At 50.7% G+C, this 15,726-nt stretch carries 14 protein-coding genes; 7 read left to right on the top strand and 7 right to left on the bottom strand.

All coding sequences use genetic code 11. From position 1 onward, the window contains the following. Positions 1–97 precede the first annotated feature (97 nt). Both FPG75_RS04595 and FPG75_RS04590 read left to right on the top strand, forming a co-directional pair. Positions 98–1,546, top strand: a complete 1,449-nt coding sequence (locus FPG75_RS04595; RefSeq protein ID WP_143305408.1) for a M48 family metalloprotease — start codon at positions 98–100, stop codon at positions 1,544–1,546. Positions 1,547–1,580: 34 nt separating this feature from the next. Continuing rightward, on the top strand, positions 1,581–3,143 hold the full coding sequence (locus FPG75_RS04590) for a DUF6770 family protein (protein WP_143305407.1): 1,563 nt from the start codon (positions 1,581–1,583) through the stop codon (positions 3,141–3,143). A 53-nt stretch (positions 3,144–3,196) separates the two neighbouring features. Here FPG75_RS04590 and FPG75_RS04585 read toward each other — a convergent pair whose 3' ends face one another. The 3 genes from FPG75_RS04585 to FPG75_RS04575 all read right to left on the bottom strand — a co-directional run bounded on the left by FPG75_RS04585 (position 3,197) and on the right by FPG75_RS04575 (position 8,437). Then, on the bottom strand, positions 3,197–4,561 hold the full coding sequence (locus tag FPG75_RS04585; protein ID WP_143305406.1) for a RagB/SusD family nutrient uptake outer membrane protein: 1,365 nt from the start codon (positions 4,559–4,561) through the stop codon (positions 3,197–3,199). Positions 4,562–4,579: 18 nt separating this feature from the next. Further along, positions 4,580–7,624: a SusC/RagA family TonB-linked outer membrane protein gene (locus FPG75_RS04580; protein ID WP_143305405.1), complete on the bottom strand. Its 3,045-nt coding sequence runs from the start codon at positions 7,622–7,624 to the stop codon at positions 4,580–4,582. Between the two features lie 126 nt (positions 7,625–7,750). Further along, positions 7,751–8,437, bottom strand: coding sequence for a response regulator transcription factor (locus FPG75_RS04575; protein ID WP_143305404.1), 687 nt, complete (start codon positions 8,435–8,437; stop codon positions 7,751–7,753). A gap of 461 nt (positions 8,438–8,898) precedes the next feature. Between FPG75_RS04575 and FPG75_RS04570 the strand changes: the two genes are divergently transcribed. Genes FPG75_RS04570 through FPG75_RS04555 form a run of 4 tightly spaced genes read left to right on the top strand, consistent with a single transcriptional unit; the run spans position 8,899 to position 11,927 of the window. After that, positions 8,899–9,243 carry a YciI family protein gene (locus FPG75_RS04570; RefSeq protein ID WP_143305403.1) on the top strand — a complete coding sequence of 115 codons (345 nt, stop codon included), beginning with the start codon at positions 8,899–8,901 and terminating at the stop codon, positions 9,241–9,243. Continuing rightward, positions 9,243–10,484 carry an RNA polymerase sigma factor gene (locus FPG75_RS04565; protein WP_143305402.1) on the top strand — a complete coding sequence of 414 codons (1,242 nt, stop codon included), beginning with the start codon at positions 9,243–9,245 and terminating at the stop codon, positions 10,482–10,484. The genes FPG75_RS04570 and FPG75_RS04565 overlap by 1 nt, the downstream gene beginning before the upstream one ends. 37 nt (positions 10,485–10,521) lie before the next feature. Continuing rightward, the gene (locus FPG75_RS04560; RefSeq protein ID WP_143305401.1) at positions 10,522–11,082 is read left to right on the top strand and encodes a GNAT family N-acetyltransferase; all 561 of its coding nucleotides are present in this window, start codon (positions 10,522–10,524) and stop codon (positions 11,080–11,082) included. A gap of 20 nt (positions 11,083–11,102) precedes the next feature. Then, positions 11,103–11,927: a glycoside hydrolase family 16 protein gene (locus tag FPG75_RS04555; RefSeq protein ID WP_143305400.1), complete on the top strand. Its 825-nt coding sequence runs from the start codon at positions 11,103–11,105 to the stop codon at positions 11,925–11,927. A gap of 45 nt (positions 11,928–11,972) precedes the next feature. Here the strand turns inward: FPG75_RS04555 and FPG75_RS04550 are convergent, their stop codons facing one another. Then, a complete protein-coding gene (locus FPG75_RS04550) occupies positions 11,973–12,404 on the bottom strand; it encodes a VOC family protein (RefSeq protein ID WP_143305399.1) in 432 nt (143 codons plus the stop codon). Positions 12,405–12,523: 119 nt separating this feature from the next. On the opposite strand from FPG75_RS04550, the gene FPG75_RS04545 reads away from it, so the two are divergent. Continuing rightward, positions 12,524–13,501 (top strand): GlxA family transcriptional regulator, encoded by a 978-nt coding sequence (locus tag FPG75_RS04545; RefSeq protein WP_143305398.1) that lies wholly within the window; start codon positions 12,524–12,526, stop codon positions 13,499–13,501. Positions 13,502–13,507: 6 nt separating this feature from the next. Here the strand turns inward: FPG75_RS04545 and FPG75_RS04540 are convergent, their stop codons facing one another. The 3 genes from FPG75_RS04540 to FPG75_RS04530 all read right to left on the bottom strand — a co-directional run bounded on the left by FPG75_RS04540 (position 13,508) and on the right by FPG75_RS04530 (position 15,566). Next, positions 13,508–14,389, bottom strand: a complete 882-nt coding sequence (locus FPG75_RS04540; protein WP_143305397.1) for a DUF72 domain-containing protein — start codon at positions 14,387–14,389, stop codon at positions 13,508–13,510. Between the two features lie 226 nt (positions 14,390–14,615). Next, positions 14,616–14,969 (bottom strand): GIY-YIG nuclease family protein, encoded by a 354-nt coding sequence (locus FPG75_RS04535; protein WP_143305396.1) that lies wholly within the window; start codon positions 14,967–14,969, stop codon positions 14,616–14,618. 3 nt (positions 14,970–14,972) lie between these two features. Continuing rightward, positions 14,973–15,566, bottom strand: a complete 594-nt coding sequence (locus FPG75_RS04530) for a TetR/AcrR family transcriptional regulator (protein WP_143305395.1) — start codon at positions 15,564–15,566, stop codon at positions 14,973–14,975. Positions 15,567–15,726: the final 160 nt, after the last annotated feature.

Here is a 15,726-nt window from a genome sequence, read left to right as displayed (position 1 = left end):
AAATGAGATGAAAAAAGTTTCCATGTTATGTATCATTATAAAAATTTTAACTAAAACGGCTATCTTTGACGCCCAAAGCCTATACCTAGCCTATACTATGTCTATTTTCAAATTGTTGTCAGCAGCCTCTATGCTGTTTGTGAGTGCCATCGCCTATGCCCAGCAACCAGGCAGTTTGTATGATTACCAGGACCTCTCCCACACCCGTTATGCCCGGCAAAAGGATTCCCTGAAAAAAGCATGGACCTGTCCCAGTATATATAAAGAGAAAGAGACCCAGAAAAAATATCGCGAGATATGGGATAACCGTACCGATTTTATTGTAAATGCGATAGAAGAAGATGGATATGTTTATGAGCGGGAGATTTATAATTACCTGGATGGCGTGATCAGCCAGATCGCCAGGGGCAACAGCCAGCTCCTGCCGAAGAAGCCTTTCCTGATGATCGACAGAAACTCCTCCGTAAATGCCTATGCCAGCGGCAATGGCATGATCGCCGTCAACATAGGACTGATGGCCTTTGTTAAAACGCGTGAAGAGCTGGCGCTGGTACTCGCGCACGAACTGGCGCACAACATCATGCAGCACCCGGAGAATGGCATGAAGAAGAAAGCAGAATGGCTCACTTCCGATGAATATAAACAGTCTATCAATGCGGTGATGGATTCCAAATACGAACGGCTCACCCGCCTTAAAAAAGTTTTTGAAGGGTACTCCTTCGATAGAAGCCGCCACCAGCGCTATCATGAGAGTGATGCCGACTCACTGGCCATCGTACTGCTGCGCAACAGCCATATGAATATCGATGCGGCATTTTTCCTGCGGCTCGACAGTGCCGATATCCAGTACCGCCAGCCGCTGAAAAAGAACATCAGCGAATACTTTGCGGCCTATCAACTCAAAACAGAAGATGCCTGGATGACTAAACGCACCAAAGGGCTTTCTGCCCGAAACTATAATTTCGTCGCCTCCACTACCCTGGAAGATTCCCTGAAAACGCATCCCGATTGCCAGGAACGCTATAACCAGAACAAGGCATTTCAATCTGCCGCATCTTCTTTCACGCCCATCCCTGCTGCCTTACAGCAGAAAGCGATGAAGATGCTGATCTGGAACATCTACTGCAATGGTTATATGACCGCCGCCATGTACCGCATCCTGCTGGAAAAAGACAAAGGCAATAGCGATGTATGGTACGATTTCATGTTCCACAACGTGATCGCCGGACTTTACTTCGCCGACAAAGAACTTAACCGCTTCAACGCCATTTCGGTGAAGCCGAAAGAATACATCTCCAAAAATTATTACGAGCTGCAAACCATGTTTGAGCAGATGCCGCGCGAAAAACTGGAAGAATACTACAAAACCACGCAGCAGCTGGCCTTCTGGGGCAATGTAGCCGGACAGGAAAAAGCTTTCAAATCCTTTCTGCATACGCTCATCAACACCCCCGGCAGCGACCGGAGAAGCGCCGCCAAATCATTCATCACTGCCAATAATACCAATATGTATTGTGAATATGCCGCGCAATTCGATAAAAAATAATCCCCTTATACAATTATCCCTATAAAATCTACACATGAAACATGTACTGACCGCATGCGCCCTGCTCCTGCTTTTCATGCAAGGCCGGTCCCAGACCAAAGTATTCAAGGAAGTGAGCGAAGGCATCTCTTCCTCCATGAAAGCCATCACGCAAGATGGTACCCTGATCGGCTATCTTGTATTCACCGAACTGGAACGGGCCAACGAAGATTCGTTCCACTACAAGATCACCATCATGGATGAGAACCTCAACGACATCGGCGTGGTCAACTTCACAGAACTGAAGCTGGACCTGCGTTCCGTAGCCTTTGAACAGGAAGTGCTCTGCCTCTCCTATATGAAGAGCAACCTGCTGGGGCATGCCACCAAAGGCCGCAGAGAGATCAAAGCGGCAGTATCAAAAGGATATATCGCGATACTCACACAGTTCATCAATCTCAGCGGAAAGATCATCCGTTCCAACACTTTCAAGGTGAGTGTAGACGTGGCAGATGAATACAGGAAAGGACAGATGACCATCGGCAATGGCGGACTGAAAGCGCCGCTGCGCGTAGATAATATCAGCGGCAAAGGTTTCGCCTGCTTCTATGGCGACGACCGCGGCAAAACCTTGCTGGTATATGATACCACCGGCAAACAAACCTGGCAGAAGCGCATCGTGGAAGGCGATGGCGATTACCACATGCTCGTTTCCGGTCATGATGTTTACTTCCTGATCAAAAAAGAAGACCGCATCAAACAAGGCGGCTACTGCGTGCTGGGCTATAACCTCGACGACAGTACGAATATTCCGAAATACTATCTGAAAGATAAAAAAGGCAACCAGCTGAATGTGCTCTCTTTCGAGAATGATCCGGCAACCGGCAAGCCATTCCTTTCCGGACAGATCATCAACAACCGCAAGGGCCATAAATATCCTACTCCGCGGCTCATCGCCAGGGGCGCGTATCTTGGCATGTACAGCATAAACCTGGGCAGCCATGAAAAGAACAGTATCAAACCGGTATTTAACTATTGGAATACAGGCGAGTCGCCACTGGCCAATTCCAAAGGAAGGTTAAAAGCCAACAAATCCTTCCTGATGGCGGGCCCTGCTTTCAGGGATTACCAAGGCAATACCTATTTCACCGGTTCCGCCCTCAAACGCTCGATGAATACCGGCATGGTGATCGCCGAAGTAGCTACTATCCCCACGATCATCGTACCGCCCTACCTGCTGGGCTATTTCGGTACGCGCAAGTTTGCCATGCGCGATGCGCTGTTATTAAAACAAACTCCTAAAGGTGAGCTGTCGCTGGAAACCAGCATCCCCGTGGCGCATGGCCGCGGCGTGCCTGCGCCCTATTCCAGCCTGATGCGGGATAACAAATCATATTATACCGTTACTGCTCCCGAAACCAAATCCACTTACCTGGTGATCACGGAAGCAAAGAACATCACTTTCTACAGTGTAGACCAGAAAAAGATCGTGCGTTCCATTCCGCGTAAAGATGGCAATGTGAGCACGCTTATCTTCCCTGCGAAAGAAGGCCACGTGCTGGTATCAGAGTATAACAGCAAGGAGAAAACAACAAAGTATTCTATTGAGTCTATTTAAAAATAATAAAGCCCTTGAAGCGCTCAAAGCGCTTCAAGGGCTACATTCCCTTACTACCATCCGGGGTTATTAGGCTTGATATTCGGATTCGCCAATACCTCCGCCTGCGGGATCGGCAGGAAATAGTACTGGCTGCCGGGCGCCAGTACCGTTTGGTCCTCTCTCTCCACCGGCCATCCCAATCGCTTCAGATCAAAATAACGGTGCCCTTCAAAAGGCAATTCCCTGAAACGTTCATCCATCACAGCTTTCAGCAGTTGTTCCGTATCGTGTGCTACTACCGGCTCAATGCCTTTGATACGCGCGGCGCGCAGCGTATTGAGATCAGCTAAGGCAGCTGTGAGGTTGCCCTGACGCGCCATCGCCTCTGCGCGGATCAGGTACAGCTCTCCTGTGCGGAACACTTTCACATCATTGAGGTTCACTGCGCCCGGCGCGCCCTGGTACTTGCTGATGGTATCTCCCCGGAAGTAAGCGCTGTAGCGGACATCGTTAATTGCATCATACGACTGCAACAGTTTTAACGAGGGCTGGAAATACAGGATATTCATCGCTGCATTGTACCATACATCGCCCGGGCGGAAGCTGCTCTGGTTGGTGCGTTTCAGTTTGAAGATCACTTCATCATTGCGTTGATCCGTCCAGATAGCGGGGAAGGCATCGTTGCCGGCGAGTGGCGCAGCGGCGATCACCGTAGTCGCGCTTTCCGCTGCCATGGCCCAGTTGCCGGTATACAGCGCCACCCTTGCCTGTAAGGCTAGTGCGGCCTGCCGCCCCATTCTGATCACATCGTTGTTGTTGCTCAGCAGTGGCAAGGCCGCAGTGATATCATCTTGCAGGGCTTTGAAAAAATCGGCGGCGGCAGGGCGCGAAGGTTTATTGTCGATATGGCTGTTGGTCACGTATGGTACCGCGAGCGCGCCGGCCTGGTACACACCGGCGGCTGCAAAGCTGCGGTACAGCTCAAAATGCTCAAAGGCGCGGATAGCCAGCAGCTCGCCTTTCAGCTGTTGCTTTTGTTGTTGATCGTCGCTGCTGTTGGCAGGCACCTGGTCGATGCCTTCCAGCAGGCGGTTGGCGCGGTTGATCACCTGGTAGGCATTGCTCCACATATCACTGATCTCGGTATCAGCGCCGGAGAAAGTCCAGCGGAAGAGATGCTGCGCCGACCCGTTTACGCCGGCGTTATCAGGCCCGATGCGGCATTCATCAGCCATCACCGATCCGATGCGAAAGGCATATTCCTCGCGCCAGTCGGCATACACGCCCAGTACGGCCTTGTTCAACGTAGTGACGGATTTGAAAATATCTCCGCCATCTACCTGGTCGGCAGGTTTTATATCAAGCATTTTATTACAGGAGAAAGCAGTCAGGATGACGAGCGCGATCAGCCATCTCTTTAACAAAGTATTATTCATATAATTGTAATTGATGGTTTAGAAGGATACATTAAGACCGCCGGTAATGATGCGCGGCATGGGATATTCATATTGTGCGATATCGTTTGCATCTTCCGGATCAAAGCCGCGCCATTTCATGATGGAGAGCAGGTTTTGCCCGGATGCAAACACTTTCACATTGCGCACATATTTATGTACCGGTATATTATACCCCAGCGTGATATTACGCAGCTTGATATAATCTGCGCTCATCACATCCCTTGATGTAAAGTAGGTAGGATACTTTGCGGCCGGATATTCGCTGATATCGCCCGGCTTCTGCCAGATGTTCAGCATATCTTTCGACTGGCTGTACTGGCGGTAATCCGGGCTGCCGGAATGCGCAAACAGATTGGGGTAGTTGAGACGGGACATGCCATGAATAAAGCTCACCAGCATGGACGCATCGAAACGTTTATATTTAATGCTGAACGTTACACCGCCGATCAGTGGCGGATCGTAAGTGGCTTTCAATGGCACGGCATCATCTGCATTATAGATATTTGTTTCTTTACCGTTTTTATCGAGATAGATGGGCGCGCCGGTTTGCGGGTCTACCCCTTTCCAGCGTACCGCACGGAAGCTGCCCAGCGGCAGGCCTACCATGTTCATGGCGGTTTCGTCTGTAAATACCTGTTGATCGCCACCGAGACTGAGGACTTTATTTTTGTTGTATGCCAGGTTGAGGCCCATGGTGAAGGTGAGATCTTTTTTGCGGATCAGATCACCTTCGAGCGTCAGCTCCACGCCACGGTTGCGCACCCTGCCGGCATTGGCGGCGATAGACGGGAAGCCGGTGGTAAGCGAGAGATTACGATTCACGAAGAGGCCTTCTGTAACACGGTTGTAGAGATCCACTTCACCGCGAAGTCGATCGTGGAAGAAAGCAAATTCGAGGCCCACATCAGCGATGCGGTTCATTTCCCAGTTATAGGCAGGGTTACCGGGCGTTTGCGGTACCAACGCCTTGCCGCCGTTATAGTCTGCCGCACCATAGAGCGTGCGGAAACCATAGTCGGTAGTGAAGCCGCCGGCATTGCCGGTGAGGCCATAGCTGCCGCGTAAACGCAGGGTGCTAAAGGTGTGGCGGCCTTTCATGAAATCTTCTGCCAGCACGTTCCAGTTAGCGCCAAAGGCGTAGAAATATTTATAGCGGTTGAGCGCAGGTACCTGCGAGGAGCCATCACGGCGCAGGTTGGCGGAAAAAGTGTACTTCTCGCCATAAGAATAACGGGCCAGTGCGATCTGCGATACCAACATCCGGTCGGGCGTCGTTTGTCCGTTGACGTTAGGTATAAAATTATTATCGGCCGTGCCGGGCGTAATGCCTGCCGGTGTATTGGGCAGCTCGCCGATCAGGCCATAGCCGGTGAATCCGAAGCCGCTGCCCTTCAGGCGGTTCACTTCCGCAAGCAAATTGGCTTCTACTTCGTGTAGCCCCCACCGTTTGTTGTAACGCAGACCGCCGGTAGCTACCAGCCCAAGGCGGGTAGCCAGCCCTTTGGCATAAGAGCCCTGGTTGCCGTTTGTCACTAATTTTCCATACCAGGAATCGGGATTGATATAATTCGTGCTGGTGATCTGCTGGAAATCCATGCCCACAGTACCTGTGAGCTGAAAGGCATCATTGAGTTGCACCATCTCATTGAAAGACATCACCCCTTTCAGCTGGTTATCTTTTTTAAGCGTATTGGCATACGCATCGAGGGCATTGGCGCCATAGCGGCCAGGGCCGGGCCTTCCGAAGGGCGACTCATACGGCAGCGCATAGTACAGCGCCGCAATCGGGTTCTTCTCGGTGATACCGCCGCCACCGGTGGCAGCACCGCCAGCCGGCGCCACGCCTTCGTCTTGTATATACTTCACCTGCGCAGAAGAGATACCGATGTTGAGGGTAGATTTAAACCTTCCCGCGCGGTGCTGGATGTTTGCACGCAAGCTGTAACGCTCCAGGCCCGAGTTAAGGGCAATACCTTCCTGGTTAAAGTAGGCGCCGGACAAATAAAATACGGTATGCTCATTTCCGCCGGACATATTGATCGAATGCGATTGCGTGCGGCCCTGGCGCAGCAAGTATTTGCGCCAGTCGGTATTGATGCCGCGGAGACTATCAAGATAGCGCGCGCCAAATGCGAAATCTTCTGCTGTTTTTGGTACGGCGATGCCATTCACAATTTTGTCAGGATTATTTTTTGAGTAAGCCCATCCAGGCAGGTTGGGATCTTTGATGATCTCTTCAAAACGCAGGCGCTCCGTAGTATTCATCATATCCCATTTAGCGCTGTTGAGTGAGGAGACGCCATATTGCCCGCGGTAGTTGACGCGGGTCTTTCCATCTTCCCATGCCTTGCCTTTCTTTGTCGTGATCACGATCACGCCATTCGCCGCGCGGGAGCCGTATTGCGCGGTAGATGCCGCATCTTTCAACACATGGATCGTTTCAAAGTCTTCCGGGTTGAGGGCCGCAAAGGAATTGTTGGCCACGGGCACGCCGTCTACCACGTACAAGGGGTTCACATCGCCGTTGATAGAACCAAGGCCGCGGATGGACACCCGTCCTGGCTCTCCCGGCTGACCGGTAGGAGTCCCAACATACAGTCCGGGTGCACGGCCCTGCAACATTACATCGAAAGACCCTACCGGCGCCTGTGTAGCCACCGATGCCGGAATGCTGCTCACAGCGCCGGTTGTACGGGATTTGCTCTGCTGGGTGTAGCCGGTGATCACCACGCCGCTCAGAGCAGTGGATACAGGCGATAACTCCACCTTCATGTTATTATTGATAACGCTAACAAGGCGGTCCTGATAACCCATAAACGAAAAACGGAGGCTACTAACGTTATCGGGTACACGAAATGAGTAATGGCCTTCGCCATTGGTAACAGTACCTGCAGTTGTGCCGGGAACGGCCACCGTTACGCCTATCAGCGGTTCATGGGTGAGAGAATCAGTAACGGCGCCGGTGATCAGCCGTTCCTGTGCGCGTGCGGCAAAGGACAGCACGCAAATGCATACTAGTAAGAAAGTAGTTTTGAAACGCATGATGAATGTATTTGGATACGCGGCAAAATTAGAAGCGGGTCATTAGAGGGGCATTAATGCAAGACAGTGTAACAGTTAGAATATAGTTAGAAATAAATGAAGTTTACGTCAGCCTGTAAACCGCTGCTACAGCGGGTTGTAGAGATCGTTCAACATATACCCTACCCCGGTAACAGTATGTATTAAGGCAGGCGTATATCCTTTGTCGATCTTTGCACGTAGATAATTAATATATACATCTACGAGATTGGTGCGGCGGTTGAAATCCACCTGCCATACCTGTTCAGAGAGGAAAGCACGCGACAGCACGCGGCCTTTGTTGGCCAGCAATACTTCCAGCAGCTCAAATTCTTTTACTGTCAGAAATATTTCTCTGCCGTTGCGGGTCACGGAGCGATTACCGACATGTACTTGCAGATCGGCCACCCGGTAGGTTTTGGCGGTAGCCGCCAGCTGCGTTCTGCGCAGCAAAGCATTGATGCGCGCCAGCAGTTCCTCAAAATGAAACGGCTTCAGCAGGTAGTCGTCCGCACCATGATGAAAACCTTCTACCTTATCACCAATGCTGCCCAATGCTGACAGTATCAGCACGGGCAGCTCCTTCTTGCTCGCCTTTATCTGACTGCAAACATCCAGCCCTGGAAGGCCGGGCAACATAAGGTCCAGTATCACCAGATCAAAATCATAATGTAATGCTACATGACAGCCGTCTTGTCCGTCGTACACTGCGGTGATCGTATGGCCGTGCTGTTCTAACCCCTTCCTGATAAATGCTACAATTCTGGGTTCGTCTTCGATTAACAGAATTTTCATGACGGCTCAAAATTAGCGCGCATGGCCGATATGCGGAGCTGTATTAGAGGATTCTAATGTGGTTTGCAGTGTTTTCTAATGTGGTTTTAAGCGGAAAATGGACCAGGATTAAACGGATTTATAGGATTAATAAGATTTTACAGGGAGATTTAAGCGGAGATGATTTAAGCGAGGAGGATTTAAGCGAGAAGGATTTAAGCGAGGAGGATTTAAGCGAAGAAGCCCTTGAAGCGCTTCGAGCGCTTCAAGGGCTGGAACCGAATTGGTCCTCGCGTTAAATCAGGAAAATCTTATTAATCTGGGGAGCTAAAAAGTATATATTCGTTATGCAATGTTAGCGGCTTTACTTCCGGCGGAACGTATCTATATCGCATACCAACCGCTGACGCCCCTACGGGGCGATATATTGGTAAATGTCCCCTTTGGGTTTTATCGATCGTTAAGTAATATAAATTCCGATCATGCAAGAGTTCATGTTAATTTTCAGAAACAGCGACCATGCGCACCAGCAGCCTTCTCCCGAGGTATTGCAGGAGCGGATGGAATGGCTGGACAAGATAGTGGCGCAGCAGCAGCTGGCCGATCAGGGCAACCGCCTGTCGTCTTCGCTGGCAAAGACTGTTAAGCCCGGCGCGGTGGTCACCGACGGGCCTTATACCGAGATCAAGGAATTTATCAGCGGCTATGTGGTGGTAAAAACCCATACCCTGGAAGAGGCGGTGGAACTGGCCAAAGCCAATCCCATCCTGAAATACGGCGGATCTGTAGAAGTGCGGGCCATCCTGCGGCCCGGTGAACACGGATGATGATGCATACGCTCCCCGACGATCTGATACCACAGTTGTTCCGGTCTGAATACACCCGGATCACGGCCGTATTGTGCCGGCATTTCGGGCTGCAGCACATCAGCGTAGCGGAAGATATTGCCAGCGAAACATTTTTAAAGGCAGCCGAAAACTGGCGTGAGCAAGGTATTCCAGAGAAGCCCGCGGCCTGGTTGTATACCGTCGCTAAAAATAAAACGAAAGATTATCTCAAACGGCAGCATCTCTTTGATACGAAGATCAGGAGCGGGATAGCAGCAGAAGAGATCAGCGCCGCCACTGATTTTGATTTCTCGCAGCAAACTATTGCCGACAGCCAGCTGGCGATGATCTTTGCCGTTTGCAATCCTTCCAATTCCAGGGAAGCGCAGATATGCCTCGCCCTGCAAATCCTCTGCGGGTTCAGCGTAGCTGCCATCGCCAGCGCCTTCCTCTCCAAAACAGAGACCATCAAAAAACGTTTGCTACGCGCAAGAGCACAGTTACGGGAAGATAATTTCGAGATCAGGCAGCCTGGCACGGATGCCATACAATCCAGGCTGGATACGGTATTGCGCACCCTGTACCTGCTGTTCAACGAAGGCTACGCCTCCCGCACCGGCAACCAGCTGATCCGCAAGGAACTATGCTCCGAAGCCATCCGGCTTACCCTGCTGCTGACCGAACACCCGCTCACCAATACCCCGCAAACCAATGCCCTGCTGGCTTTGATGTGCTATCAAAGTTCCCGCCTCGATGCACGGGAAGATGATGCCGGCAACGCCATCCTGTTTGAAGAGCAGGACAAAAGCCGCTGGAGCCGCGAGCTGATAGAAAAAGGCCACTACTATTTCGTGCAGGCCTGCTCCGGCGACGAGGCCTCCCCCTACCATCTCGAAGCCGGCATTGCTTACTGGCACACCATTCCAGACGATCCCCACAAATGGGAACACATCCTGCGCCTCTATAACCAGCTGGTCATCGCCGCCTACTCTCCCATGACCGCCCTTAACCGAACCTTCGCCTATGCCAAAGTATATGGCCCCGAAGCCGGCATCCGCGAAGCCAGCGCCTTGCAGCTACATACACTGAACTATTATCACTCCCTGTTAGGATATCTTTACGCCAGCATCGATACCAACAAAGCTATCATGCATTACCAGCAGGCAATTGCGCTCACCGGGTCTGCATCTGAAAAACATACCCTGATGAAAGCCATGGCCCGCCTGGTGAATAAGCGCTGATTTTTTTATATCTTACCCGCCAGATCAAACGGAAAACATGGAACAAGGAATCTACGCAACAGTTGTTACCAACAACGATGAACTACAACAGATCGCAGCACTTTCCAAATCCAACAATACCACGCTGCTCAGCGCAACGGAAAAAGCCAGGGATGGCTTCCTCACGTGGTCTTACGACACCGCCACCTTGCAGCGCTTACATCATATCAGTCCCAGTGTGATCGTAAAAGATGGCGATACCGTTGCCGGCTATGCCATCGTGCTCACCAAAGAAGGCGCCACTGTATATCCGCCCTTACAGGCCATGCTGGCGCATCTGGAGCAGATCGAATACGAGGGGAAAACGCTGAATGATTATCATTTTTATGTGATGGGACAGGTATGCGTACATCCGGACTATCGCGGCAAGGGCGTATTCCAATTGCTGTATGAACATCACCGAACCCTGTTTGCCCAACAATATGACTTCCTGGTAACGGAGATATCGGTGCACAATCACCGCTCCCTGCGCGCGCATCAACGCACGGGCTTCCGCACCATCCATACCTACAAAGATGAGCTGAGCACCTGGGATGTTGTGATCTGGGACTGGGCCTGATCTTCCTAATCTGATGAACAATGAAAATAAAAATGCACTATTTACTGTTGCTGGCTACCTTGTGCGCCTGTCACAGTACACACATCACCCATCGCAACGGCCACCTGTACCTGCAAGAGGAAGGCCGCGAAAACAAGCCATGGAAGCTGGTTTGGGAAGATGATTTCAGCAAGCCTGCACTTGATACCAGCAAATGGTCGCTCATCCCGCCTGGTCGTTCCGACTGGGACCGGCACATGAGCAGCGACAGCCGCTGTTACGCTTTACACGACGGGATGTTATACCTGCGCGGCATCAACAATCCTGATACCGCCAAAGATCCGCGGCCTTTCCTTACCGCCGGCATCTGGTCCAAAGGGAAATTCGCATTTCAGTATGGCATGGTAGAAATCCGCGCCAGGCTTGAATGCGCACAGGGCGCCTGGCCCGCCATGTGGATGCTCTCCGAAACCAACAAATACGGCAAATATCCAAGGAACGGCGAGATCGATATCATGGAACATCTCAATTACGACTCCATCGTGTATCAAACCACGCATTCTTATTATACGCTCGATCTTAAACAAACCGAACATCCGCCGCACTATAGCACAGCGAAAATTGACCCGAAAGCGTTCAACGTTTTCGGCATCAAATGGTATCCTGACAAAATTGTTTTTTGTGTAAACGGTAAAGAAACATTTACCTATCCGCGCGTAAAAGATGTAGATCCTTCACAGTGGCCGTATGACCAGCCCTTCTTTTTATTGATAGATGAACAGCTGGGCGGTAGCTGGGTGGGGAAGGTAAATCCTGCGCACCTGCCGGTGCAGATGATTATCGACTGGGTAAAAGTATATCAATAGCAGCAAGCCCCTGATGCGCGTTGAACGCATCAGGGGCTTTACTCCCTAGTTACTTTTAGGATAAGTATAAGTGAGCATCCATTTGATGCTGAAGCGGTCTTCACACATACCGAAGTAAGCGCCCCAGAATGTTTTATTGACGGGCATCTCCACTTTCCCGCCCTCAGATAATTGTTTGAACAATTCGTCTACCTCTTCTTCCGAATCAGCATGTATCACCAGGTGTACGTTATTGCCAGGGATTAGTTTTTGTTCCATAGAATCCAGGAAATCGGTAGCCATGAGCACCGCGCCGCTTTTGGTAGTGAGGGAAACGTTCATCATCTTGTTGCGCTCATGCGGCTGCATGTTCTCTCCGCCGGGACTGTCGCCGAAACGTGCGAAGGTGGTAAATTCTCCGCCGAATACGGATTTGTAGAAGTTCATGGCTTCTTCGGTATTGCCCATGAAATTGAAGTAGGTGGTTATTGCCTGCATGGTAGTGTATTTTTGTTATTGATAATACAAAGATAGAGACAGAAAGCCTTGCCGCGGTGTGGCAAATACGGCAAGCTTTGGTGGGTGTTTGCGTCATTGTTTTATTTTACTTTTGGGCTATGATCCGCATCTACATACTTACAGTAAGGAATGCGGCGGTGGCCTCTATTGCCGACTGCCAGCAGGTTTTCACGATGGTGAACCACTTCCTGACGGAGCGCGGCAAGGCGCCCTTATTTGAGGTGCAGCTGGCAGGCATCTCCGAAGAGGTCAGATACAATGGTCATCTTTTCCGCATCAAACCGGATGTGCGGCTGCACGAAGTGAAGGGCGCCGACCTGGTGATCATCCCCGCGCTCACCGGCGATATGACCACCGCCGTAATGCTGAACCGTGAATACTGCCTTTGGGCCGCCGGGCAATACAAAGAGGGCACCGAGATTGCCAGTCTTGGCTCCGGCGTATTCCTGCTGGCCTTTTCCGGCGTACTGAAAGGCAAGCAATGCACCACGCATTGGAGCTATGCCAACGAGCTGAAATATTTCTACCCCGGCATTGATGTGGTAGACGAACGCATGATCACCGACCAGCACGGGCTTTATTCCAGCGGTGGCGGCAATGCTTACTGGAATTTATTATTACATCTCGTGGAGAAGTACGCCGGCAGAGAGATTGCCATCTATGCCGCCAAATACTTCGTCATCGATCTCGACAAAAACATCCAATCTCCCTTCATCGTATTCCACGGATTAAAAGACCATCCGGATGAGGTGATCAAAGAAGTGCAGGCATATATAGAAAAGCATCACCGCAGCAAACTCACGGTAGATGAGCTGGCGGGGCGTTTCAACATGAGCCGCCGCACCTTTGAGCGGCGCTTCAAAAAAGCCACGCGGCATACGGTGGCGGAATATATTCAACGGGTGAAGATAGAGGGCGCTAAAAAGCAATTGGAGATCGGCAGGAAATCGATACAGGAAGTGATGGAGCAGGTGGGTTATACAGATACCCAGACCTTCCGCGATATTTTTCGCCGCATCACTGGCATGACGCCGGTGGAATACAAAAACAAATATGTCCGGAAGGCGCTAGGCTAGCTGCTTTTAGAAGAGTGTCATCTGCTGTTGTTGTGGCTGGCTTAAGCCGAAGAGCGTTTGTACTTCCCGGTAAAAGGCAGCTTCATGCCTGCCGTCATGCACATGCAGGAAGAAGTAGATATCTTCCAGTCCTTGTTCTTTCCAGGTCAGGATACGTTCATGCCAATCCAGCAGGCGCAGGGAATCCAGTTCATGGCCGCCTTGCGTCACGAACCTTAAAAACAGTTGCGGCGTGGTGAGGCCCATGTGGAGGCAATCGCGCCGCCCCGGCGTATCTGTGAGCACGGCGCCTATACTCAGTTCGCGCAGTACGTTAAAGAACTCGCGGCGTGTAGCCGTTTCCGAGAACCAGTCGGGGTGACGCACTTCCACGAAGAAGTCGATATCTTCCGGCAGCTGTTCAAGGTATTTGTACAGGTTCATTTTGCGCAGGGGCGAAAAGTATTCGCTCAGTTGCAGGAATACAGGCCCCAGCTGCGGCCCGAAGGCACGGATACCGTCAATGAAGGCAGCTGTTTCTTCACCGGCATTCAGCAGGGTGCTGTTATGGCTGATGGACTGCGGTACTTTCGGGCAGAACAAAAAATCGCGGCCTTTCACTTTCTCCACCCATTTACGGATATCTTCCGGGCTGTATATTTTGTAATGCGTAGCATTGAGCTCTACGCAATTGAAGAGGCGGCTGTATTCCGTGAGCTGGCCGGCGTCCTTGATATTTTTCGTATAGAGGGTACCGTTATATTCCTTTCTGCTCCAGCCGGAGGTGCCTATTCTCAGCGGGCTATCCGCAGCGGGCGTGCCACGCAGTGTTTTGCCGGTCACCCATTCATCAGGTGGCAGCGGGCGGTATAGTTGATTATATTGTTGCCAGTTGGCGCCGAAATCCATAGTTGAAAGAATGTTTGTTATTTGAATGATTGATGGCGTGCCGCCCCTACCGAGCTATCGCCCCTACCGGGGCGACATATTGGTAGCAACGTTGCATCTACCAATATGCCGCTCCGTAGGAGCGGTAGCCCGGTAGCACCAATGCAATCGCATCAATCGAGCTCCGTAGGAGCGATAGCCCGGTAGCGATACACAATCAATAGCTCTAAAGATAATCATTATCCCTCTACCGTTGTTGATGGTAGCCTTTGTCGCCATAGGGTTCCAGCTCCATCATCACCAGCTTTTCCAATGTTTTGATCTCCTGTTTGGGATCGGTTTGCGGATCGTCGGAGACTTTGAGCACTTCTATGATTTCATAGATGAAACCTTCTCCCTGCTGTGTGTTCCAGTCGTGTTGCAGGGCTTCGTTGGCGTGTGAGTTATTCATCAGCTGCATGCGCAGCGAGTTCCAGGCGCGGTCGAGGTCCATGCTGCTGCCGATGAATATTTTATTGTTGCGGGTGTTCTTTAATTGAAACACCCCTTTTCTGAATTGCATTTCTTTGTATTGCTGCTTCAGCTCTTTCTTTGCGCTCATGGGTCAATGTTTTAGCTGTTGATCGATAAAGTGTATGGCTTGTTTCTGGAACTGTTCATAGCTGCCGGGGTGGCGTCTGTTGAGGTACAGGGTCAGCAGGCCGGTGACGCCGTATAATATGGCGGCTTTCCTGGCGCCGGTTTCCCGGATGGTGAATATTTCTTTGTCGATACAGGCTTCCCAGTCTTCCGCACAAAGTTCATTGAGCAGGGAGCTGACGAGTTGGCCGGTATCGTTGCTATGACCGATCTCCGATAATTTTTCATTGAAGAAAAGATCAAAGATGCCAGGGTATTGGATAAAGTACTCCATATACGCCAGTATCGCTACTTTCAGCCGTTTGATGCCGGGCGCGGTGTTCCCTCTCCTGCCGGCTACGTGTTGACGGCATTCTTCGCAGAAGTCTTCCACACAAAGAAATACGAGGTCTTTCGCATCCTTAAAATAATTATACAGGGTGGCAAAAGAGTAGCCGGCGCGGTCGGCGATATTGCGTACGCTCACGCTTTTGAGGCCTTCACTCTTTAGCAGGTCTTTCGTGGCTTCTATGAAGTAAGCCCTTACGCGTTGTTCCTGTATGGCCTTTTTATTATTCATCCTGCAAATATATTGAACACTGTTCAAATTTTAAAACACTATTAAAATAAAAGAGACAAACCATTTATTTAAGATTTTCGAATTTATTGATTTACGGATTTATTGATTTAATTGAAGCGGAGACGAACAATGTTGCTATCTCCGCTTCAATTAAATCAAT

This window comes from Chitinophaga vietnamensis, assembly GCF_902167635.1.
GTDB lineage: Bacteria > Bacteroidota > Bacteroidia > Chitinophagales > Chitinophagaceae > Chitinophaga > Chitinophaga vietnamensis.
This window is presented reverse-complemented; position numbering and strand designations above follow the sequence as displayed.

Coding starts and splice junctions, on each gene's coding strand:
- FPG75_RS04595 (WP_143305408.1), top strand. CDS start 98: ATGTCTATTTTCAAATTGTTGTCAGCAGCCTCTATGCTGTTTGTGAGT.
- FPG75_RS04590 (WP_143305407.1), top strand. CDS start 1,581: ATGAAACATGTACTGACCGCATGCGCCCTGCTCCTGCTTTTCATGCAA.
- FPG75_RS04585 (WP_143305406.1), bottom strand. CDS start 4,561: ATGAATAATACTTTGTTAAAGAGATGGCTGATCGCGCTCGTCATCCTG.
- FPG75_RS04580 (WP_143305405.1), bottom strand. CDS start 7,624: ATGCGTTTCAAAACTACTTTCTTACTAGTATGCATTTGCGTGCTGTCC.
- FPG75_RS04575 (WP_143305404.1), bottom strand. CDS start 8,437: ATGAAAATTCTGTTAATCGAAGACGAACCCAGAATTGTAGCATTTATC.
- FPG75_RS04570 (WP_143305403.1), top strand. CDS start 8,899: ATGCAAGAGTTCATGTTAATTTTCAGAAACAGCGACCATGCGCACCAG.
- FPG75_RS04565 (WP_143305402.1), top strand. CDS start 9,243: ATGATGCATACGCTCCCCGACGATCTGATACCACAGTTGTTCCGGTCT.
- FPG75_RS04560 (WP_143305401.1), top strand. CDS start 10,522: ATGGAACAAGGAATCTACGCAACAGTTGTTACCAACAACGATGAACTA.
- FPG75_RS04555 (WP_143305400.1), top strand. CDS start 11,103: ATGAAAATAAAAATGCACTATTTACTGTTGCTGGCTACCTTGTGCGCC.
- FPG75_RS04550 (WP_143305399.1), bottom strand. CDS start 12,404: ATGCAGGCAATAACCACCTACTTCAATTTCATGGGCAATACCGAAGAA.
- FPG75_RS04545 (WP_143305398.1), top strand. CDS start 12,524: ATGATCCGCATCTACATACTTACAGTAAGGAATGCGGCGGTGGCCTCT.
- FPG75_RS04540 (WP_143305397.1), bottom strand. CDS start 14,389: ATGGATTTCGGCGCCAACTGGCAACAATATAATCAACTATACCGCCCG.
- FPG75_RS04535 (WP_143305396.1), bottom strand. CDS start 14,969: ATGAGCGCAAAGAAAGAGCTGAAGCAGCAATACAAAGAAATGCAATTC.
- FPG75_RS04530 (WP_143305395.1), bottom strand. CDS start 15,566: ATGAATAATAAAAAGGCCATACAGGAACAACGCGTAAGGGCTTACTTC.